This window comes from Pseudomonas sp. NY15437 (assembly GCF_048068435.1).
Lineage (GTDB): Bacteria > Pseudomonadota > Gammaproteobacteria > Pseudomonadales > Pseudomonadaceae > Pseudomonas > Pseudomonas nitroreducens_B.
Genome location: NZ_JBLUQC010000021.1, coordinates 72450 through 93938 on the forward strand (window position 1 = coordinate 72450; position 21489 = coordinate 93938).

14 protein-coding genes and 4 pseudogenes are annotated in these 21489 nt (G+C 62.8%); 8 read left to right on the top strand and 10 right to left on the bottom strand.

Annotated features, from left to right (window positions below):
• The first annotated feature begins 36 nt into the window (after positions 1 to 36).
• Positions 37 to 1254 carry an alanine transaminase gene (alaC, locus tag ACNFIA_RS29890; protein ID WP_416790691.1) on the top strand — a complete coding sequence of 406 codons (1218 nt, stop codon included), beginning with the start codon at positions 37 to 39 and terminating at the stop codon, positions 1252 to 1254.
• Positions 1255 to 1410: 156 nt separating this feature from the next.
• On the opposite strand, the gene ACNFIA_RS29895 is transcribed toward alaC, so the two are convergent.
• Positions 1411 to 1845 carry a DUF411 domain-containing protein gene (locus ACNFIA_RS29895; protein WP_416790693.1) on the bottom strand — a complete coding sequence of 145 codons (435 nt, stop codon included), beginning with the start codon at positions 1843 to 1845 and terminating at the stop codon, positions 1411 to 1413.
• A gap of 204 nt (positions 1846 to 2049) precedes the next feature.
• Here ACNFIA_RS29895 and ACNFIA_RS29900 point away from each other — a divergent pair, with 204 nt between their 5' ends.
• Together ACNFIA_RS29900 and ACNFIA_RS29905 are read left to right on the top strand one after the other, a co-directional pair.
• Positions 2050 to 2508 carry a DUF4345 domain-containing protein gene (locus tag ACNFIA_RS29900; protein WP_259759236.1) on the top strand — a complete coding sequence of 153 codons (459 nt, stop codon included), beginning with the start codon at positions 2050 to 2052 and terminating at the stop codon, positions 2506 to 2508.
• Between the two features lie 101 nt (positions 2509 to 2609).
• Complete coding sequence (locus ACNFIA_RS29905; RefSeq protein WP_259759237.1) at positions 2610 to 2912, top strand: DUF1883 domain-containing protein; 303 nt, start codon at positions 2610 to 2612, stop codon at positions 2910 to 2912.
• A gap of 3 nt (positions 2913 to 2915) precedes the next feature.
• Here ACNFIA_RS29905 and ACNFIA_RS29910 read toward each other — a convergent pair whose 3' ends face one another.
• From ACNFIA_RS29910 to ACNFIA_RS29920, 3 genes are all read right to left on the bottom strand, one after another.
• Positions 2916 to 3413, bottom strand: a complete 498-nt coding sequence (locus ACNFIA_RS29910) for a DUF4136 domain-containing protein (RefSeq protein WP_416790694.1) — start codon at positions 3411 to 3413, stop codon at positions 2916 to 2918.
• Positions 3414 to 3495: 82 nt separating this feature from the next.
• On the bottom strand, positions 3496 to 4581 hold the full coding sequence (trmA, locus tag ACNFIA_RS29915) for a tRNA (uridine(54)-C5)-methyltransferase TrmA (RefSeq protein ID WP_416790696.1): 1086 nt from the start codon (positions 4579 to 4581) through the stop codon (positions 3496 to 3498).
• Positions 4582 to 4705: 124 nt separating this feature from the next.
• Complete coding sequence (locus ACNFIA_RS29920; RefSeq protein WP_045217177.1) at positions 4706 to 6001, bottom strand: NCS2 family permease; 1296 nt, start codon at positions 5999 to 6001, stop codon at positions 4706 to 4708.
• Positions 6002 to 6279: 278 nt separating this feature from the next.
• On the opposite strand from ACNFIA_RS29920, the gene ACNFIA_RS29925 reads away from it, so the two are divergent.
• A complete protein-coding gene (locus ACNFIA_RS29925; protein WP_416790698.1) occupies positions 6280 to 6786 on the top strand; it encodes a SecDF P1 head subdomain-containing protein in 507 nt (168 codons plus the stop codon).
• Positions 6787 to 7172: 386 nt separating this feature from the next.
• On the opposite strand, the gene glyA is transcribed toward ACNFIA_RS29925, so the two are convergent.
• Entirely contained in the window at positions 7173 to 8426 is a 1254-nt protein-coding gene (gene glyA, locus ACNFIA_RS29930; RefSeq protein ID WP_259759241.1) for a serine hydroxymethyltransferase, read from the bottom strand.
• 444 nt (positions 8427 to 8870) lie between these two features.
• The gene (locus tag ACNFIA_RS29935) at positions 8871 to 13073 is read right to left on the bottom strand and encodes an EAL domain-containing protein (protein WP_416790701.1); all 4203 of its coding nucleotides are present in this window, start codon (positions 13071 to 13073) and stop codon (positions 8871 to 8873) included.
• 796 nt (positions 13074 to 13869) lie between these two features.
• Here ACNFIA_RS29935 and ACNFIA_RS29940 point away from each other — a divergent pair.
• Both ACNFIA_RS29940 and ACNFIA_RS29945 read left to right on the top strand, forming a co-directional pair.
• Positions 13870 to 15491, top strand: a pseudogene (locus tag ACNFIA_RS29940) (DEAD/DEAH box helicase family protein); the annotation flags it as partial.
• Positions 15492 to 15854: 363 nt separating this feature from the next.
• Positions 15855 to 16085, top strand: a complete 231-nt coding sequence (locus tag ACNFIA_RS29945; protein ID WP_041711728.1) for a hypothetical protein — start codon at positions 15855 to 15857, stop codon at positions 16083 to 16085.
• Between the two features lie 15 nt (positions 16086 to 16100).
• On the opposite strand, the gene ACNFIA_RS29950 is transcribed toward ACNFIA_RS29945, so the two are convergent.
• Both ACNFIA_RS29950 and ACNFIA_RS29955 read right to left on the bottom strand, forming a co-directional pair.
• The gene (locus ACNFIA_RS29950) at positions 16101 to 16505 is read right to left on the bottom strand and encodes a hypothetical protein (protein WP_015475663.1); all 405 of its coding nucleotides are present in this window, start codon (positions 16503 to 16505) and stop codon (positions 16101 to 16103) included.
• A 2-nt stretch (positions 16506 to 16507) separates the two neighbouring features.
• Positions 16508 to 18244 (bottom strand): hypothetical protein, encoded by a 1737-nt coding sequence (locus tag ACNFIA_RS29955; RefSeq protein WP_416790704.1) that lies wholly within the window; start codon positions 18242 to 18244, stop codon positions 16508 to 16510.
• Between ACNFIA_RS29955 and ACNFIA_RS29960 the strand changes: the two genes are divergently transcribed.
• Both ACNFIA_RS29960 and ACNFIA_RS29965 read left to right on the top strand, forming a co-directional pair.
• Positions 18222 to 19532: a site-specific integrase gene (locus ACNFIA_RS29960; protein WP_416790710.1), complete on the top strand. Its 1311-nt coding sequence runs from the start codon at positions 18222 to 18224 to the stop codon at positions 19530 to 19532. The genes ACNFIA_RS29955 and ACNFIA_RS29960 overlap by 23 nt on opposite strands.
• A pseudogene (locus ACNFIA_RS29965) lies at positions 19529 to 20029 on the top strand (hypothetical protein); the annotation flags it as partial. The gene ACNFIA_RS29960 and the pseudogene ACNFIA_RS29965, both read left to right, overlap by 4 nt.
• Here ACNFIA_RS29965 and ACNFIA_RS29970 read toward each other — a convergent pair.
• Both ACNFIA_RS29970 and ACNFIA_RS29975 read right to left on the bottom strand, forming a co-directional pair.
• Positions 20029 to 20328 (bottom strand): annotated as a pseudogene (locus ACNFIA_RS29970) (site-specific integrase); the annotation flags it as partial. The pseudogenes ACNFIA_RS29965 and ACNFIA_RS29970 overlap by 1 nt on opposite strands.
• Positions 20325 to 21380, bottom strand: a pseudogene (locus ACNFIA_RS29975) (site-specific integrase); the annotation flags it as partial. The pseudogenes ACNFIA_RS29975 and ACNFIA_RS29970, both read right to left, overlap by 4 nt.
• Positions 21381 to 21489 lie beyond the last annotated feature (109 nt).

Genomic DNA, 21489 nt, shown 5'->3' on the forward strand with positions numbered 1-21489 from the left:
GACGGTTCCGGGCGCCTACGTTAACCCGAGGACACCATGACTGAACCCCGTTCAGCTCGTCGCTTTGCGCGCATCGATCGCCTGCCCCCCTACGTTTTCAACATCACCGCCGACCTGAAGATGGCCGCCCGCCGCCGTGGCGAGGACATCATCGACCTGTCCATGGGCAACCCGGACGGGGCCACGCCGCCGCACATCGTCGAGAAGCTCTGCCAGGTCGCCCAGCGCGAAGACACCCACGGCTACTCCACGTCCCGTGGTATTCCGCGCCTGCGCCGGGCCATCTCGCACTGGTACCGCGACCGTTATCAGGTGGAGATCGACCCGGAATCCGAGGCCATCGTCACCATCGGTTCCAAGGAAGGCCTGGCGCACCTGATGCTGGCGACCCTGGACCACGGCGACACCATCCTGGTGCCCAACCCCAGCTACCCGATCCACATCTACGGCGCGGTGATCGCCGGCGCCCAGGTGCGCTCGGTGCCGCTGGTGCCGGGGATCGACTTCTTCAACGAGCTGGAGCGGGCCATCCGCGAATCGATTCCCAAGCCGAAGATGATGATCCTGGGCTTCCCCTCCAACCCCACGGCGCAGTGCGTGGAGCTGGACTTCTTCGAGCGCGTGGTCGACCTGGCCAAGCGCTACGACGTGCTGGTGGTGCACGACCTGGCCTACGCGGACATCACCTTCGACGGCTGGAAGGCGCCGTCGATCATGCAGGTGCCCGGCGCCAAGGACATCGCGGTGGAGTTCTTCACCCTGTCCAAGAGCTACAACATGGCCGGCTGGCGCATCGGCTTCATGGTCGGCAACCCGGAGCTGGTCTCGGCCCTGGCGCGGATCAAGAGCTACCACGACTACGGCACCTTCACCCCGCTGCAGGTGGCGGCGATTGCGGCGCTCGAAGGCGACCAGCAGTGCGTGCGCGACATCGCCGAGCAGTACCAGAAGCGCCGCGACGTGTTGGTCAAGGGCCTGCACGAGGCCGGCTGGATGGTGGAGAACCCCAAGGCCTCGATGTACATCTGGGCGAAGATTCCGCCTGCCTACGCCCATCTCGGGTCGCTGGAGTTCGCCAAGAAGCTGCTCAAGGATGCCAAGGTCTCGGTGTCGCCGGGCATCGGCTTTGGCGATTACGGCGATGACCACGTGCGCTTCGCCCTGATCGAGAACCGCGACCGCCTGCGCCAGGCGGTGCGCGGGATCAAGGCGATGTTCCGCGCCGACGGCCTGTTGCCGGCCAAGGCCGAGTAACACCGCGTCGATAACGAAAAGGGCGGCCCACTGGCCGCCCTTTTCATTGGACACGTTGCTCTTTCCGTAGGAGCGAGCTTGCTCGCGAACCTCTGATGGAGATGGCTCGTTCGCGAGCAATAACCAGGCGTTCCCTCGATCCTATGAACAGCTCCCTCAGTGGGCGGGGTAGTCCGCGATGACCTCGGACTGGCCGGCCTTGTTCAGGCCGACCACCTGGTAGGCGTCGTGCCGGTCGCCCATTTCCATGCCCGGCGAGCCCACCGGCATGCCGGGTACGGCGGCGCCGACCAGGTCGGCGCGCTCGCGCAGCTTGAGCACGTCGGCTGCCGGCACGTGGCCTTCGACGAACTTGCCGTCGATGACCCCGGTATGGCACGAGCCCATGCTGTAAGGCACGCCGAGTTTGGTCTTCACTGCACTCATGTCCGCCTCGACGTGGTCGTTGACGGTGAAGCCGTTGCTTTCCAGGTGCTTGATCCAGTCCTTGCAGCAGCTGCAGTTGGCATCGCGGTGCACGTCGATGGTCAGCGGCTCGGCGGCCTGGGCGGCGCCGGCGACAAGGGCGGTGAGCAGAAGCAGGGTGCGCATGGTCGGGAACCTTGGAAATGTGGACGCGCCCGAGGATACTCCCGCGGCGGTGGCGGCCCCACCCGCGGTTTGTTTCCCCATATGACGCGCAGCCCCGAACTTGCCGCGCCATACGGGGTCTGTAGCTGATCGGTGGTGCGTCCGCGACTGTCGGTCGCAGGGGCGGACGCTCGGCAATGGCTGCATGGCCAAGGAGAAAATCGGATGCTCTTCGCCCGTCTCGTCCTGCTGGTCCAGGCCCTGGTCTGGGGTGGCCTGGGATTGCTCTACTGGATTCGCCCCTATGAGATGGCCAACCTCAGCGGCATGTTGCTGATGGAGCCGTCGTCGGTGAGCGACGCGCGCGTCTTCTACGGCGGCCACCAGTTCGCCCTCGCGCTGTTCCTGGTCTTCGCCTTGCGCCGTCGCCTGCTGGTGCGCCCGGCGTTGATCCTGGTAATCCTCGTGCAACTGACCCTGACCCTGTCGCGCCTGCTGATCGCCTGGACCGAGGGCGGCATGGAGTGGGACGCGCAACTGGCCGGCGTGGTCTACCGCGGGGCGATCTCGGCCCTGGCGATCTTCGCCCTGTACTGGCTGGAGCGGCAGTCACGCCACCGACACATCGTGGTGCGCGAAGAGGACGAGCCGGAGGAGCGCAAGGCGGACTTCGAAGGGCTGTGAGCGTCGGATAAACGGCGGCCCGCGCGGTCAGCGCCGCTGCCGGGCCAGCCCCGCGCCGTGCTATCGTATTGATTTAGCGGTAGAAGCCAGGCGGAGCCAGCATGAAGTTCGTACATCAACGGGAACACCTCAACGAAGGCGACCTGGTCGTCATCGAGTGTTCCATGACCTGCAACATCCGCCTGATGACCGATGCGAACTTCCGCAGCTTCAAGAATGGCGGCCGCCATGCCTACCATGGCGGCGCCTTCGACCGCTTCCCGGCGAAGATCAAGGTGCCCAGCACCGGCAACTGGAACATCACCATCGACACCGTCACCCGTCGCGCCATCAGCGTGACGCGCAAGGCCGACTTCAAATACAGCATCAAGTTCGTGCGCAAGTCGCCGTCGAACTACAGCTGATCCTCACTGCCCCGCATGCGCGGGGAAATCCTTCAGCAGGCGGGCGATGCCGTCGTCCACGGCCTGCTGGGTGATCGTCGGATCGTGCAGCTGGCGCGCCACCTGCGCCTGGTAGAGCACCGCGCCGCTCGCGTCGTCGAGAATCTGCAGCGCCAGGCGCGCCTGTTCCTGGTCGGTGATCTGCGTCTGGGTCATGACGCCCGCGCCGGTCACCACCGGGCGCTGGACGATGCCGGTCTGGCTGTCCAGGCCAACCGCGTAGATCACCCGCAGCTCCCCTGAACGCTCCTGGTAGCGGTAGCCCTTGGCTTCCAGGGCGCGGCGCACGGCGAGATCGAAGCGATCTTCCAGGTCCTCGCGGTGGCCCGGGGCGCGCACGGCCTGGATGAAGAAGGTGCTTTGCCGGCCGTTGGCGGCGGGCGACACGCTGATGTTGGCGGGATCGCTGCCGGCGCAGGCGGCCAGCAGCAGGCAGAGCAGGGGAAGGATCAGGCGGGACATGGACGTGCCTCTTGTCATTGTCCCGCAAGCGTAGCCGCCCTGTGGCCGCAGGTTGCCCAACCCTTGGTTGGGCTCGCGTCGGTCAGCGGCGGGTCAGCAGTACGCCGGCTTCCATGTGGTGCGTGTAGGGGAACTGGTCGAACAGTGCGCAGCGGCTCACCTGGTGGGTGTCGTGCAGCTGGGCGATGTTCTGCGCCAGGGTCTCCGGATTGCAGGAGATGTACAGGATGTTGTCGAAGCGCCGGGTCAGCTCGCAGGTGTCCGGGTCCATGCCGGCGCGCGGCGGGTCGACGAACACGCTGCCGAAGGCGTAGGACATCAGGTCGACGTCGGCCAGGCGGCGGAACGGTCGCACGTCGTTCAACGCCTGGGTCAGCTCCTCGGCGGAGAGACGCACCAGGGTGACGTTGTCCACGGCGTTGTCGGCGAGGTTCGCCAGGGCGGCGTTCACCGACGTCTTGCTGATCTCCGTGGCCAGCACCTTGCGCACGCGGGTGGCCAGCGGCAGGGTGAAGTTGCCGTTGCCGCAGTACAGCTCCAGCAGGTCGTCCTCGCGCTGGCCCAGGGCTTCGTACGCCCAGCTGAGCATCTTCTGGCAGACCTCGCCGTTGGGCTGGGTGAAGGCGCCCTCCGGCTGGCGGTAGCGGAAGGTGCGACCGGCGACGGTCAGCTCCTCGCTCACGTAATCACGACCGACGACCAGGCGCTTGCCACGGGAGCGGCCGACGATGCTGACGCCCAGCTCGGCGGCCAGCTTCTCGGCGGCGGCCTGCCAGGCAGCATCCACCGGGCGGTGGTAGCACAGGGTGATCAGCGCGTCGCCCGCCAGGGTGGTGAGGAACTCCACCTGGAACAGCTTGTGGCCCAGCGTCGGCTCGGTCCAAGCAGCCTTCAGGCGCGGCATCAGTTCGTTGATGCGCCGGCTGGCGATGGGGAACTCCTCGATCAGGATCGGCGTGTGCTTGTCGCCCTGCTCGAACATCGCGTAATGGCGTGCCTCGCCCTCGCGCCACAGGCGGAATTCGGCGCGCAGGCGGTAATGCTCGCGGGGCGAATCGAACACCGCAGGCTCCGGCGCGGCGAAGGGCGCCAGCAGCTCACGCAGGCGCGCGGCCTTCTCGGCCAGTTGGCTGTCGTACAGGGAGGGATCGAAACGCGGACTGCTCATGGGGCGGGTAACTCGTGTGGAGGCGGCGGCATTTGATGGGTATCGCTTCGCTCCACACCATCCTACATCAGTGTCACCTGTAGGATGGGCGGAGCGCAGCGATACCCATGCCGGGAGAATCAGATCAAGCGTTGAACCAGCCCAGCTTGATCACGAAGAGGATGGAGAGAATGACCAGCGCCGGGTTCAGCTCGCGGAAGCGGCCGGACAGGAGCTTGCAGGCGGTCCAGGTGATGAAGCCGAAGGCGATGCCGTTGGCGATGGAGAAGGTCAGCGGCATGGCCAGGGCGGTTACCACCACCGGCGCGGCGACGGTCAGGTCGTCCCAGTCGATCTCGGCCAGGCCCGAGGCCATCAGCACGGCGACGAAGAACAGCGCGGGCGCAGTGGCGAAGGCCGGCACGTTGCCCGCCAGCGGGGCGAAGAACAGCGCCAGCAGGAACAGCACGGCGACCACGATGGCGGTCAGGCCGGTGCGACCGCCCGCGGAAACGCCCGCCGCCGACTCGATGTAGCTGGTGGTGGTGGAGGTGCCCAGCAGGGAGCCGACCATGGCGGCGGAGCTGTCGGCGATCAGCGCACGGCCCATCTTCGGCATGTGCCCGTCCTTGCCCATCAGGCCGGCGCGCTTGGCCACGCCGATCAGGGTGCCGGAGTTGTCGAACAGGTCGACGAAGAGGAAGGCGAAAATCACGCTGAACAGGCCGATATCCAGCGCACCCTTGATATCCAGCTGCAGGAAGGTCGGCGCCAGCGACGGCGGCATCGACACTACGCCGCCGAACTGGGAGACGCCGATGGCGATGGAGATGAAGGTCACCACCAGGATGCCGATCATCACCGCGCCGGTCACACGGCGCGCTTCCAGGGCGACGATCAGGATGAAACCGAGGATCGCCAGCAGCGGCGCCGGCTTGGCCAGGTCGCCCATGCCCACCAGGGTGGCCTGGTTGGCGACGACGATGCCCGATTCCTTCAGCGCGATCAGCGCGAGGAACAGGCCGATGCCGGCGGCGATCGCCGAGCGCAGCGCCAGCGGGATGCTGTTGATGATCCACTCGCGGATGCGGAAGATCGAAATCACGAAGAACATGCACGCGGAGAGGAATACCGCACCGAGCGCCACCTGCCAGGTGTGGCCCATGTGCAGGACCACCGTGTAGGTGAAGAAGGCGTTCAGGCCCATGCCGGGCGCCAGGGCGATCGGGTAGTTGGCGATCAGGCCCATCACCGCCGAGCCGATGGCCGCGGCCAGGCAGGTGGCGACGAAGATCGCGCCCTTATCCATGCCGGTCTCGCCGAGGATGCTCGGGTTGACGAAGAGGATGTAGGCCATGGTCAGGAAGGTAGTGATACCCGCCAGGATCTCGGTGCGCACATTGGTGTTGTGTGCCTTGAGTTGGAACAGCTTTTCCAGCATGTTTGGCTCCCCGTGACGCGCTTGCGCCGTTATCGTTCTGGCCGGGAAAAGCAAGGTGCATGCCCAGGTGGGCCCTGCGCCTTTTCTTGTGACCGGCAAAAGGCGCGCATGATACCAGCTTGCCCTGAACCGGAGAATTTCTGACCGGACCGCCAGCATCCGTTCGTCTGCAAGCTTAGTCGCGGGCGCCGACCAAGGGTGTGCAACTTGTACGTTGGCGATGGTCTGACTCTGTATAACCCCGGCCTGACCGCGCCGCTCTGTCTGATTCCCCGTCGATGAAACGCTCTATTCCGATTCACGTCGCCTCATTTTTGGTCGCCGCCTTGTTGGGCGCCTGCGCCGGTGCGCCGCCGTCGGCGCCGCAGCACAGCTTCGACGTGCACGCCGTGGCCGAGAAACCCACCGCCAGCACCCGCACGCTCGCCGATCCGCAGGGCAAGGCGGTGCTGGTGGCCACCCATCCCGCCCTGACTCAGCGCGACGTGCAGCGCGCCGAACTGGCCAGCGTAGCCGACGGCAAACCCGCCGTGCGCGTGCTGTTCACGCCCGAAGCCAGCCAGCGCCTGGCGACACTGACCCAAGAGGAGCAGGGCAAGGCCCTGGCGGTGGTCATCGACGGGCAACTGCGCCTGCTGCCCAAGGTGACGCGGGTGGTGACCGACGGCCAGGTGATGCTCAAGGGCTTCGCCAGCCCGGCGGAGGCCCAGACACTGGTGCGTCGGCTCAACGAGCTGCGGGGTGTGCCGGTGCAGCCGGAGCAGAGGTCGGGCGGGCAGCCCTAGCCTCCCCATAAAAGGCAGGGCGGCTCTTCGTAGGAGCGAGCTTGCTCGCGAACTGCTCAACGGCGGTGATGGGCTGGAATCCGTTCGCGAGCAAGCTCGCTCCTACCGGTTGGGTCGGCATGTGGGGAGAAACCTGGAGCAGGTTGTCCGTCGATGCACCGGCGGCGGATAACGCTGGCGCGTTATGCGCCCTACGAATCGGCGGTACCTCCAAGGAACGTCTTTTGTAGGAGCGAGCTTGCTCGCGAACCGCATGACAAGGCGCTGACCTGGAGACCGGTCGCGAGCAAGCTCGCTCCTGCACGTCAGGCCTGAATGTTCAGGATGGCGCCCATGAAAAAGCCCGGCATCTGCCGGGCTTTTTCATGTCGCGTTCGCGGTTCGGCTTAGTTGCCGTAGACCGGGAACTTGGCGCAGATGGCCTTGACCTTCTCGCGCACGCCGTCCACCACGGACTCGTCGCCCATGTTGGTCAGGATGTCGCAGATCCAGCCGGCCAGTTCGCGACACTCGGCTTCCTTGAAGCCGCGGGTGGTCACGGCAGGGGTGCCGATGCGCAGGCCGGAGGTGACGAACGGCGAACGCGGGTCGTTCGGTACGCTGTTCTTGTTCACGGTGATGAAGGCACGACCCAGGGCGGCGTCGGCATCCTTACCGGTGATGTCCTGCTTGATCAGGGACAGCAGGAACAGGTGGTTCTGGGTACCGCCGGACACCACGTCGAAGCCGCGCTCGATGAACACGCTGGCCATGGCCTGGGCGTTTTTCAGGACCTGCTGCTGGTAGGCCTTGAACTCGGGCTGCAGGGCTTCCTTGAAGCACACGGCCTTGGCGGCGATCACGTGCTCCAGCGGGCCACCCTGGGCGCCCGGGAAGACGGCGGAGTTCAGCTTCTTCTCGATCTCTTCGTTCTTGCGAGCGAGGATCAGGCCGCCGCGCGGGCCGCGCAGGGTCTTGTGGGTGGTGGTGGTGACGACGTCGGCGAACGGTACCGGGTTCGGGTAGACGCCAGCGGCGACCAGGCCGGCCACGTGGGCCATGTCGACGAACAGGTAGGCACCGACCTTGTCGGCGATGGCGCGGAAGCGGGCGAAGTCCAGGACCTGGGAGTAGGCGGAGAAGCCGGCGACGATCATCTTCGGCTTGTGCTCGACGGCCAGGCGCTCGACTTCGTCGTAGTCGATCAGGCCGGCGTCGGTGATGCCGTACTGCACGGCGTTGTACAGCTTGCCGGAGGAGGAGACGGAGGCGCCGTGGGTCAGGTGGCCGCCGTGGGCCAGGCTCATGCCCAGGATGGTGTCACCGGCCGACAGCAGGGCCAGGTAGACAGCGGCGTTGGCTTGGGAGCCGGCGTGCGGCTGGACGTTGGCGTAGTCGGCGCCGAACAGTTCCTTGGCGCGGTCGATGGCCAGTTGCTCGACGACGTCGACGTACTCGCAACCACCGTAGTAGCGCTTGCCCGGGTAGCCTTCGGCGTATTTGTTGGTCAGCACCGAACCCTGGGCTTCCATCACCGCCGGGCTGGTGTAGTTCTCGGAGGCGATGAGCTCGATGTGCTCTTCCTGGCGCTGGGCTTCCTGCTCCATCGCGGCGAAGAGTTCGGCATCGTAGCGGGCGAGGGTCAAATCACGGCTGAACATGGCGGTCCTCTTAAGGATCGGGTGCTGGGGAAAGGCGCGCATTCTAACCCAAGGCGCCGGTGCTGGCACATGAAAGGCGGTCATGTGGCTGACAAGCGGGGCTCAAGGCATCGAGGGGCGCGGATTGGCGAGCGGTTGGCACGCTGTGCCGGGCGTAGAAGCGGACTCGTCCGCGATCGAATCCCGGCGGCTTGGAGCCGGCCGTGGTACATCGCGGGCGGAGCCCGCTCCTACGAGATATATCGGCGCTCGGGTTGGCCCTCACCCTAACCCTCTCCCAGGGGGAGGGGGGACCGTTCGGCGCAGGATGAAGCCAATCTACCAGCCGGCAGGATCTGCCCCCTCTCCCTTCGGGAGATGGCTGGGGTGAGGGGGATGCATCGGCACGGACTCCCCGGAGGAAGACGGCTGCTGCTACGCACAGCCCGCCATCGAGCCGGGCGATCAGCCCAGCAGGAAGATGGCGTTGCTGGCGAACAGTGCGGCGAACTGGTCGGCCGGCACGGGGCGGCCGAAGAGGAAGCCTTGCACTTCGTCACAGCCGTGCTCGCGGAGGAATTCGAGCTGCTCGTGGCTCTCCACGCCCTCGGCGATCACCATCAGGTTCAGGCTGTGGGCCATGGCGATGATGGCGCGGGCGATCTGTGCGTCCTGCTCGCCGTGGGGCAGGCCGTCGACGAAGCTGCGGTCGATCTTCAGCACGTCGATGGGGAACTGCTTCAGGTAGTTGAGCGACGAATAGCCGGTGCCGAAGTCGTCCACCGCAATCGCCAGGCCCAGGCGTTTAAGGCCCTGAAGGATCTGCATCGCCTGGGAAACGTCGCTCATCAGGATGCTTTCGGTCAGCTCCAGCTCCAGGCATGCCGGGGCGATGCCGGTGTCCGCGAGGATGCCGGCGATGCGTTCGCCCAATTGGCCGTCGGCGAACTGCCGGGCCGAGAGGTTCACGGAAATCTTCGGTACCCGCACCTTGTCGCGGTGCCAGGCGCGCAACTGCAGGCAGGCCTGTTCCAGCAGCCAGTCGCCGACCTGGGCGACCAGGCCGAGCTCTTCCAGCACCGGCACGAACTCGGCCGGCGGGATCAGCCCGCGCTTGGGATGCTGCCAGCGCAGCAGCGCCTCGGCGCCGGTCAGGCGGCGGCCATCGCCGGTGAACTGCGGCTGGTAGTGGAGGATGAATTCTTCCTGCTCGATGGCGCGGCGCAGGTCGCTTTCCAGTTCCAGGCGCTCCAGGGCGCGAGCGTTCATCTCGGCCTGGTAGAACTGGAAGTTGTTCTTGCCCATTTCCTTGGCGTGGTACATCGCCGTGTCGGCGTTCTTCATCAATTGGCTGAGCTCGGCGCCGTCCTGCGGCGACAGCGCCACGCCGATGCTGGCGGTGACGAAGAACTCGCGGCCTTCCAGGGTGAAGGGACGGGCGAGGCTGGAGAGGATCTGCTCGGCGACCTGGATCGCCTGTTTCAGCGCCTTCTCGCGGTCCTTCTGGCCGGGCAGCAGCAGGGTGAACTCGTCGCCGCCCATGCGCGCCACGGTGTCGTCGTCGCTGACGCACAGGCTTAGCCGCTCGGCCACTTCCTTGAGCATGCGATCGCCCGCGGCGTGGCCGAGGGAGTCGTTGATCGGCTTGAAGCGGTCGAGGTCGAGGAACATCAGCACCACCCACTGCTGGTGCCGTTCGGCCTGCAGCAGCGCGGTGTGCAGGCGGTCCTGGAACAGCGTGCGGTTGGGCAGGTGGGTCAGGGCGTCGTAGTAGGCCAGGCGGTGGATGCGCCGCTCGCTGGCCTTGCGCTCGCTGATGTCGCTGAAGAAGCAGACGAAGCTGACCAGGTCGCCTTCCTCGTCGTGCACCGCGGTGATGCCGACCCAGCTGGGGTACAGCTCGCCGTTCTTGCGCTTCTGCAGGATCTCGCCTTCCCAGCTGCCGCTCTTGAGCAGGCTTTCCATCACGTGCTTGAGCTGGTTGGCTTCCTGGCGGTCGGCGGTGAGCAGGCGCGGCAATTGGTCCAGCACTTCCTCGGCGGAGTAGCCGGTAAGGCGGCTGAAGGAATCGTTGATCTGCACGATGTAGCCGGCCGGGTCGGTGACCATGATCGCCGCCGTGGAGTGCTCGAATACCGTTGCCGCCATGCGCATCTCGCGTTCGGCGCGGCGTTGCTGGCTGATGTCGCGGGCGACGCCGAGCAGGCCTTCGAAGCGGCCATGGTCGTCCCACATCAGGGCGATGCGCAGCTCCACGGGGATCTTGTGGCCGTCGGCGTGCAGGCAGTCGAGGCTGAACAGCTGCGGCTCGGCGTTTTCACGCAGTTCCGCCAGGCGCTTGGGCTCGCCGATGGCGGTACGCACGCGATGCAGGAGTTCTTCCAGGCGTTCGAGCTGCGCCGGGTTGGCGGCCACCTGCTGGAAACCGTTGGCGAGCACCCATTCGGGGCTGTAGCCGAATACCTGCTGGATCGACGGGCTGATGTAGTTGAGCTTGACCTGGGCGTCGGTGGAGAGGATCACGTCGCTGATGCTCTCGGCGAGCATGCGGTAGCGGCGGCCGCTCTCGCGCAAGGAGTTGTGCGCCTCGACGGTGTCGGTGATGTCCTTGGCCACGCCGATCAGCCGCGCCACGCGGCCGCCCGCGTCGCGGGTGAAGGCCTGCTCGCGGATGTCGAACCAGTGCCAGCTGCCGTCGCGGTGGCGCCAGCGCAACTGGCTGTCCAGCAGCAGGCCGTCGCCCACCACCTGCTGCAGGTTGCGCACGCGCCAGTAGTATTCGACGTCGTCCGGGTGCAGCACCTTCTCCCAGAAGCGCTCGCCCATCTCGCGCAGCTCGTCGCTGCTGTAGCCGAGCTGGTGGCCCAGGTTGTGGTTGCTGAAGATCACCCGGCGCGCCGCGATGTCGTGGATGTACAGGGTGTCGGGCACCGCGCGCACCGCGTCGGACCAGAACTTCTCGCGCTCGATCAGCGACAGCTCGACCTGTTTGCGGCTGGTGATGTCCGACAGGCTGAGGGTGACGGCGTGGAAGTCCTGGATCATCTCCGGCACGCGCAGTTGCAGCCACAGGTGGCGCTGCTCGCCCTGGCGGGTATGGATGCAGGCTTCCAGCTCGACCATGCCGTGGCCGTGCAGCACGGCTTCGAGCACCTTGCTGCGCACGCCGTCCGGGCGCATGCCCGCGCTGCCGACGAGGATCTGCCAGGCCTGTTCGGTGGTGCTCACGCCCATCAGGCGCTTGGCGACATTGTTGATCTCGGTGATCCGCACCTGGCGCAGCAGCCAGTGCAGGCGCTCGGGTTGTGTCGCCAGCCAGTCGTGCAGGTCGCTCTGGCGGCGCAGGTTGAGATCCACCAGGCTCTGGCGCAGGGCGGACAGGTCGAGCACGCAGAGCGCGACGCCGACGCCATCGAAGATGTCCTGGTAGCGCCGGCGGGTTTCCTCGAGGATGTGCAGCGCCTGCTGCTCCTCGGTGACGTCGCGCAGCACCCAGACCTGCCTGCCCTGGGGCAGGTTGCCGCGCAGCACCCAGCTGCGCTCCGCCGAGACGGGGCTGTCGTCCAGCGAGTGGTGGCTGACGGCGAATAGCCGGGCCTGGCCGCTGTCGTTCACGCGCACCAGCTCCGCGGTGCTGTCGGCCGAGGCGTCGGCATTGTTGAGCGCGCCGCCAAGACCGGGCAGCAGCTCCAGCAGGTGGTGGTCGCCGGCCTTGTCGGCGGCGATGCCGAACAGTTGCTCGGCCTGGGGGTTGAGGTAGGCGAGGCGGCCGTCGGCGTGGGTCACCAGCACGCGCTCGTCGATGGCGCCCAGCGCTTGCGCGGCCTGGCGCAGCCCCTGCTGCGACTCCACGGTCAAGGCCCGCAGGTTCTGCTGTTCACGTTGCAGGCGCAGCAGGGCGGCGCCGGCGATACCGCCCAGCACCAGCAGCAGCGCCAGTTCGCCACCCAGGCGCGGCAGCAGGGTGGCGCGAACCTGGCGGTCGTCGAATTGCGGGTGCAACTGCCAGTCGGTGTTCGCAATGGCCAGGCCGTTCAGGCTCTGCGCCTGTTCCAGCGGCGAGGCGGCCGACAGCGGGCCGGGGCGGTAGCCGCTGGAGCGGCCGAGGACCTTCTGCTGGATGTCGTCGACCAGGATCCAGGCCGGCGACTCGGGATGGATCTGCTTCGCCCAGCCCTGCCGGGCGATCTTCTCGTCGAGGCGAATGACGCTGTCGCCTTCACCATCCTCGGTGGCCTTCAGCCAGACATAGAAGTGGCCGCCGTTGTCCTCGCTGAAGGCATAGTGGTAGCCCTGCTGCGCGCTGCGCTGGCGCAAGGCCCTGATGAATGCCGCATCCTTGATGCCGCTGGCGGTATCGCGAATGGGCCAGCCCTCGGCATCCAGGCGGACCAGGCTGTGGAAGGCCGGGTAGATGTGCCTGAGGCCGGCGATCAGCGGCGCGTGCACGTCGCCGGGTTCGCGGTCCTGCTCCTGCTGCAGCAGAGCTTGCGCCGCCACGGCCTTGAGCTCCAGGGTCAGGGCGATGCGCTGGGCCATCTGTTCGCCATGCAGCATGACCCGCTCACGCTCGAAGCGCTCCTGGCTGCGGAGCTCCTGGTGCAGTTGCCAGCCCAGCAGGCCGAGCATGAACAGCACCAGCAGCACCAGCGCGGTCCGGGTCGCCACGCGGCCAGGCCTGACCAGGGCGTCCCGAGGAGTGGGGGGAAAGATAGGCAAGGACTTAAGGACCTGGGGCGATACGGCTGAATTCGGCGCAGGCTAGGATGCCCGGAAAGCCGGCGAAGTGCCAGTATGGCCGACGAGCGTCGTTTGCCCTTCCTGGCTCATTCCGGTAGCTTTGCCGCACGCGCGCGTCTGAAATGCGGCGAAAGTGCGCTGCATAAAGTACATCCGCAGCGAGTCCCGCGCGAAGGGCCGTCCATCGGCCGTTTGCGCCCGCGGCCAGCCTGCTCCCGAGTGTTTGAGCGCTGCCGCTCCGGCCCACCGGGCCGGCGTCCCGGAACCTGCCGTCGTCCGTTCCGGCTATCCCGATCATCCATTCATCCCAGAAGTCAGGTATCCATGGCTCAATAAACCTCTCTACCCTATTAGGGTTTAGTCAGGTTTTGCGATCTGCGGTCTAGCCTGCATGTCCGCTGGCTTTCCAGCCCTCTTAGCATCATTCCCCTCTCAATCCTGTGTCAGCGCATGGATTTTTAGTTAGGTTTCGCTGGTTTTGGGTCAAGTTTAGGCTCCAAAACTTAACTTTTTGTAAGTGTTCCCGTGATCTCTTCCTGTCAGGTATCGCCAGCCGATTTCCTGTTGTGAGGCAGCAAATAAGGTTCTTCTTATAACAAGAAACTCATCATCTCTCAGGGCATCTACAAGCCCGGTTTCCGAAGACGCTATTGAGAAAATTCCAGCGGTGCAGGTGAAGTGATCACTGACGTCTAGGTTAGACTCGCGTCTTTGCGTGACTTTCAAGGGCGAGTACAACCCGCGTCTGGATCTGGTGCTGTTCGTCAACGGTATCCCCACCGCCACGCTGGAGCTGAAAAGCGAGTTCAAGCAGAGCGTGGAAAACGCCAAGCGCCAGTACCGCCAGGATCGCCCGGTCAAAGACCCGCTGACGCGCAAACCCGAGCCGCTGCTGACCTTCAAGCGTGGCGCGCTGGTGCACTTTGCCGTGAGCCAGGATGAAGTGGCGATGACCACCAAGCTGGCCGGCAAGGAGACCTTCTTTCTGCCGTTCAACCTCGGCAGTCTCGACGGCGGTGCTGGCAACCCGCCTGCGCCGGATGACAGCCATTACGTCACCGGCTACCTGTGGCAGCGTTTGTTCCAGCCTGATGCCTGGCTGAGGGTGCTGGGCCGCTTCCAGCATCTGCAGAAGAGCGGAAAAGAGGATGCCGATGGCGATCGCATCACCAAGGAAACCCTGATCTTCCCGCGCTACCACCAGTGGAAGTGGTCAACACGCTGATCGACACCACCCGCGCCGAAGGGCCGGGCAAGCGTTACCTGATCCAGCACAGCGCCGGCTCCGGCAAGTCCAACTCGATTGCCTGGACGGCTCACCAACTGGCCTCGCTCTACGATGCCGAGGGGCAACGGCTGTTCAACTCGGTGATCGTGATTACCGACCGCACCGTGCTGGACAAGCAGCTGCAGGACACCATCTACCAGTTCGAGCATGCCCAGGGCGTGGTCAAGTGCATCACCCGCGATATCGGCAACCAGAGCAAGTCCGAGCAGCTGGCCGAGGCGCTGGCCGAGCAGACGCGCATCATCATCGTCACCATCCAGACCTTCCCGGCGCTGTTCGATGCGCTGGACAAGCACCCCAAGCTGGCCAGCGGGCGCTATGCGGTGATCGCCGATGAAGCGCATTCCTCGCAGACCGGCTCATCGGCCAGCAAGCTGAAGCAGATTCTCGGCAGCGATGCCCCGGACGCCGAAGAGATCAGCGCCGAAGAACTGCTGGACGCCGCCGTGGCTGCGCGTGCGCCCAACGAACGCATCAGCTACTACGCCTTTACCGCCACGCCCAAGCCCAAGACCCTGGAGCTGTTTGGCCGCCCGGCCAATCCGGCGTTGCCAGTGAGCGCCGACAACAAGCCTGAGGCGTTCCACCTGTACTCCATGCGCCAGGCCATCGAGGAGGGTATCTATCACTGGGAGGAGGTGGCTGCGTTCGCCATCGCTTTCTTCGACCCCAAGGCAACTGCCAGCAAGCTCAGCTACTACTGCGCGCCGGCTAAGGAGCGCTTTGCCAAGCGCTACAAGCTGGCCCAGGAATCACGCCAGCATGCGCTGGACTTCAAGCGTACCGTCGAACAAAACGGCGACAGCGCCGGTGTGAAGAAGGCCGAGGCGGCAATCAAGGAAGCCGGCGAGCAGGTTGATCAGCTCGATCTATTCAAGAAGAACTTGCAGAGCTTTGTCCGCCTGTACGAGTTCCTCTCGCAAATCATTCCCTATGAGGATCGAGAGCTGGAGCAACTGTGCGTGTACGCTAAGCACCTGCATCCGCTGCTCCGAGTGGATCGTCTGGAGCAGGAAGACGTTGACCTGGGCGAGTTGCAGCTGAGCCACTACCGCCTGGGCGGTCAAATGCGATGCAATTACGCACTTGGCGGTTGGCAGGTTCGTGAAACTAGTCTGCAGCACCGTAACCGGAAGGTGACTTGGCTGGACGCTTAGTGCGCCAGTTAAAGCTGGCGGAGGATAGTCGATGAAAGTTCGATACTGGTAAGAAATGGCGAATCAACCAGACCCCGAGTCATGCATGTTGCACCGTGGGTGAAGCGTTGACAGGGGGAACCGATGGGCCAGCCATTGAGCCGCGTAATCAGGAATCCGGGATGCCGATGCTGTTAAGCGAAGCAGAAGGCTATACGGAGCATGGCGTTATCCGCCAGTCGAAAGGTTGGCGGTGGACTCATCGCGGTCAACAAAGAGGCGAGCATGCAACTGCAGTACGCCTTCATGCTGAAACAAATTCTTCCGTTGATCCTGCATGCGCGCGATGAGTCAGCGGAGCTCGAGCTTGAAACGGGAGTGCGGCTTCCGACCGGTCCGAACAACATCGACATCCTGGTGATCGGCAGATCGGGGAGGCTTTCGCACCCAAGAGCCGAGGGCGCGTCCGTTGGCTGCATGCGCCTCAGTCATCGGGCCAAATTCTGTCCTATTTAGCTTTGAACGGAACACTTATGGAGACAGTTTCTTTTGAAGCTGTGAAACCGGCCGCTCCAACATCGATTGCGTTAGCCCGTGCATATCCGCATTGGCTTGCCAGATCAAAAAACGGCTATGCATATCTCGAACAGCAGCTAACAGCTTCTGATTGGTCGCTGTCAGTTTCTCAATGTGCTCGTTGGCTGCCTGAATATCGCTAATCCAGCCCGGCTTCAGCTTCTGAGCCTTCAATGCCGCCTTGCAATTCTTCATCGCTAAATCCACGGCAGGTAGTTTCATCAGGGACTGGCGAGCACGACTGATACCCAATTTTTCTTTGCAGGCCTCAACGAGCAAAGGCCAGGTCAGCTTCGGCTCTGACCATTCCTCAATCAGCTTAATGATGCGCTTCTCATCCTTTGGCGTTAAATGCCCCATCGTTAACCCTCGATCTCATCCAGCAAAGCCAAGACGTCGTCCAACGATGGTAACGCCTCTTGCGCCTGGTTCTCTTCAATGAACCTGACTTCGATCAGCCCCGACATTGCAGCGGCGTTCTTGGTCAGCGTCCAACCGTTATCGGCGTTCCACACAATGGCACCGTTTTCGAGTTCGGGGTTTTCCAGCGTTTGGATGAGCGCCTCGCACTTAAAGAGCTTCTCACCCAGTTTTTTGGCCGACTCCGATGCCCCAAACACGCCCCGAGACTGCGCATCCAGGGCTTTATCGAGACGACGTTTAAGGTTGTCGCGTTCTTCTCTGAGATTGCCCAGCTTTACGTCATCCCCTTTGACGCAACCGAGCCGCCCGCAGTCCAAACAGGCACCCATTTTCGGGCAGGGCTCGGATGCGAAGTTGTGCAGGCAAACGCCGATATGGGTTTGATGGATAATGCGGTCCTGCTCGCCCTTGCGCAGTTCCATCAGATCAGCAAGATTCAGAGGCTGATTGGTTTTGACCTTTTCCATAAGCTGAGCAGCGTTGCTGTGCTTCGTTTTTGGGTGGTAATCCGCAACCCTCTGGGTGCGGTCCTCGATGGTTTCATGGTTGTAGACCGATCCCATCGTCGTGCGCCCAGAGAAGGCGTCAATCAGGAGCTGCGACAGACCGGCCTGGTGCATCCGCGTGTTCAATTCGTGCCGAAACGCATGCGTGTTGACCTTGACGCCGGGGTAGCCGAAGCGCTCGAACAGGCTTTTCAATGCCGGGTTTTTCGAACCGCCTAATTGCCCGGTAAGTCGGCCAGAGTTCGCCGCGATCTCCACGCCAAACCCGAGTGTCGCATGAGCTGTACCTGAGTCTTCAGCTAGTGCTCCCGTGCGCACGGTGAACAACGCATCACGGTACTTCACCCGAGCCTTGCCCTCTGTGTAGGGCGTGGTGTAGGGAAAATCCTTTGGAAGATACTTCATCCGCAACAGCACATTGAGCTTGTGCAGTGTGATCACACACCGGTCGTCAAACTCATAACCCTGGACTCCATGCTTGCCCTTAACATATATGCGCTTACCTACGCTGGAATCCCACCCGTCACGGATCTCGGCCAAGAGGGTTCGGGCGGCGGGGCTGAGCGCCTTTCGCTTCTCCAAAGATTTCAGTAAATTGTCATTGAAGCAGGATCGCGCTCCGCCCTCTTTATAGGCGAGTTTCAGCGCGGCACAGGCTTCGGCGAACGTGAGCGGTTCATCAGGCCCCTTGGATGGCAATCCTTCATGGGGCGGAAACTCATCGGGATGGTCTTCCAGCCAGGCGGCGTAAGCCCGCGCCTCATCGGTGATCGGTTTCAGTAATGTGATGACCCGCTCGACGACCGGCTCCATCTCAGGCTTAACGACGGGCTTCAGCATCACCTGGTTTATCTTTTCCGCGTACCAGCGCAGGAACATGCGCCGATTGCCCTGGCTATCCTCTTTGAATACTAGGCAATCCAATTCAATATCTGCCAGTTCACCCACGCGACTGGGTGCACTCAGCAACAGCGCACAGGCGGATGTCACAACGATATCGAGGGGGCGGGTCAATTCGTTAGTGAACACTTCCCCGAGGGCTCTGATTGCGTCAGGGCTGGGCAGCTTCTGTTCCCGATCCTGCTTTTGCTGCTTGAGCGTGCCAGACGGCCTCAGCGTCAGCGGAGAGGTCCACCGGAAATCCGACCTGAGCAGTTTTTTTTTCCGCATCAACGAGGGTCAACTGATAGATCTGCGAGAGCGCTTCAATCTTGGTGAGTTTAGTTGCACTGCCACTTTCATGGCGTTTTGGCACGACTGCGAATCCCTCGAACAGCGTCCGTCGCAATCCCTGATCAATGCCTACCAGACGCTGCCCAGGAATAAGCGCTCCAGCAACGATGTGATCCTCAGCCTTGACCCCGAGAAAGGTCCTTTGACGCAGGTGGAGCAGGACGCGCTGCATCAATGGATACATGAGCAGTTTGGTCACGGGCAGTTAGAGTTCGAGGAGTATCTTTACCTGCGCATATTGATGATTTACGGGCAGCGTGGCTCTCAGATGCGAATGATGGTTTTTGGTGATTTCACCAAAAGCGATCAGGGATGCAAGGTGAAGTTTCATTGGGCAAAGCGAAAAGACAACGAGGCGGGTTGGCGAGCAAAGGCCGAAACATTCAGTCTGGATGAGGACCTCTACAACACCGTGAAGGCCTACAAGGCAATGGTTCTGGCGCAACTCTGGCAAACGTATCCAGACGGCGCCGACTGGAATGCAGCCATTAAGAATGTGCCCCTCTTTCGTCGGAAGCTGGATGATGAAGCAGAACATTGGGGGGCGCGGAATGCCCCTGTTTTACTCGACAGCCCCCTTCAAAAAGGCCTCGAAGACGCGCCGCAGCCGATCTTTCATGCCGGATCAGGCACGATCAAATGTTGGCTTGAGCGCATCGAGCGAAGGAGGGACTTTCCGATTTCACCTCGCACCCATCAGCCGCTGAAAGTGACGCGGGGGCACCGGTTCAAACACACCTTAGGTACCGACCTTTCCAATGCGGGGCTGGATGAATGGACGATGGCCCGCGCATTGATGCACAACGATACTCGGACAGTGCGAAAGTACCGCGCCGTGTCGCCGGAGTTGCTGGCGTTGATCGACGCGAAGATGAGCGACCATATGGCCTTGGTTGTGAATGCGTTCACCGGGATCATCGTCACGGATCGCACCTCTGCGATAAACGGGGATCGAGCGGATCGACTAATCGAGGATGTGGCAGTTTGCGGTGCCACTGCCACCTGCCATCTCGATGCGCCTTACACCTGTTATGCATGCGGAAAATTTCAACCTCTTCTGCACGCCAATCATCGCGAGGTCCTTGAGCGATTGGAACGTCGTCGGGAGCAAACCATTGCCACGGATAAAACGACCGGAGTGCTCTGGGATCGGGCCATTCTGGCCTGCCGTAAGGTGATTTTGGATTGTGAGGCCATGCTACGGTCAGGGAGGAACAGCGAATGACCGATGCTTTTCATTCTGAATCAACGAACAACAACATTGTCGACTTTAAGCCCAGAAGCCAACTGGCTGCGGAGGCTCAGCTCGCGGCGTTTATCGAATGGGCAAAACAGACCCTGCCCAAAGGCATTCCCAATCGAGTTCACGCGAGCATTCGCTGGGAAGATGGCAGTTGGCACCTACATGGCTTCCAAAGCTGTAGCTTCTCGGCGCTCGGATCGACCTCAGTTGCCCCAGTGGCGATGCAGGCACCCTTCACGGATTTTGCCAAAGCCATACTTGTGTACCGAAAGGTTTTCTCGCAGAAAAAGGCGACAAGTGGCTGGCTGAATGCCCTGAAGGGGCTGGAAGCCGCCCTGTTCGAGTTGACCGGCACGCGGGATGTGACGCGGGTGTCAGCCGCTGTCTGTAATACAGCGTGCGAGCACATGAATCGTCACTGGACAAAAGGCAATACCGCATACGGTTTCAGTAAGGCACTTGAGGTCATCATCACCCTGAGCGGGTCAAGCCCGGCTTGAGCAGCCCGCGACAACACACTGGCGAGTTTAGAAACCGACATCGCTGCCTGATCGGCCATTCGGTACGCCAGGGCGGCGTGCAACCAGGGCTGCCAATCCGGCGAGACGCCGGCAATAGCCGCTTCCCAGTTGACTGAATGACAAGCCGATTTATCCGGTTTCCACATCGGTTCGGCGGGTGTGAACACGTTCCCACATTTCGCCAGGCGAGGCGTGTTCAGCCATGCATCGAGGCTGTCCTTCGTGGGTGCCTGAAGTGCTTCGACGGCGATGCTCACTCTGAACCTCTTTGTGTCGTGCCGGCCTTCTGACGGCTGAACGTAAATCGCTCGGCCCGTTTCTGTATCGCTTTGTCTGCCTCTTCCTTCCAGAATTTCGCGCCGTAGTGGCCTGGCATGTTCGAATCGGGACTCCAGCCGAACATCCATGTGAGGGTCTTTTGTACTTGCGTGGTGCGATCCTCCGGCGTGAGCACTGCCAGTTCCTCACGCATGCTTTCCAGCATCGTGTAGACCGCGTCATGCCTCAGAATATGCGGGTGCACATGAGCCAGTTCCGGCGCTATTTCTCGGACCCTGGACAGAACGCCATCCACTGCCTTGATGGTCAGAGGTCCGCCCTCATTTCGCTTGTGCGCCACCAGCAAAAACGGATGCCTTCTCGCTTGCGATGCGCCGTTACGGGGCTTTCTGTGGCGATATTTCGATTCGTATTCAGTAATTGCGTCATACAGGTCATCGGTCATCACCAGCATGCGCTCGTGGGTTTTGAATTGCGGGGCCATGGTTCGTGGATCGAGGCTCTCATCCTCCAGGTTAACCACCGCTAGTTGACGACTGTGCCAGTGAATATCGCTGGTCTTGATCAGCAGCATCTCGGAACGGCGCAGCCCCATGTCGAGACCCAGCAGCAAAATGATGTAGTTACGCAGCCTGATGGCTTCATCTGAAAAGGGGTTCTCGGAGCTATCCGGATGCATGATTTCCAGCAATCGAGTTCGCTCCGGGCTGGTAAGCCCTTTCATTTCGTCCGTTCGCGTTTTTTTCCACGCAGGGCTGGCCGCTTTGATCTTGCGGTTGATGCGCTTCTTCAGGTCGTCAACCGCCTCATATCGTGTTGAGTGATCACCCAACTTGTCATAGAGGAAGGCCAGATAGTCGCGTACCGCCTCGATTCGCTGCTGCGCATGGACTTTGCCAACGGATTTGTAGGCAGTCGGATGCAAATGCATCCCCGCATACTTCATGGCCAAGGTTTCCTTGCTGAACCCCGCGTCCGACACAAACCTAGAAAGCTCACTGTCTGTCAGGTATTGGCTGTGAGGGCGCTGTGAATCGCCCCTAGTTTCGTAGACACCTCCAAGCCTCATAATGAGGCCCATCAGGAGGTGCCATGAGCAACCAGCGTTACCCCGAAGAATTCAAAATCGAAGCGGTCAG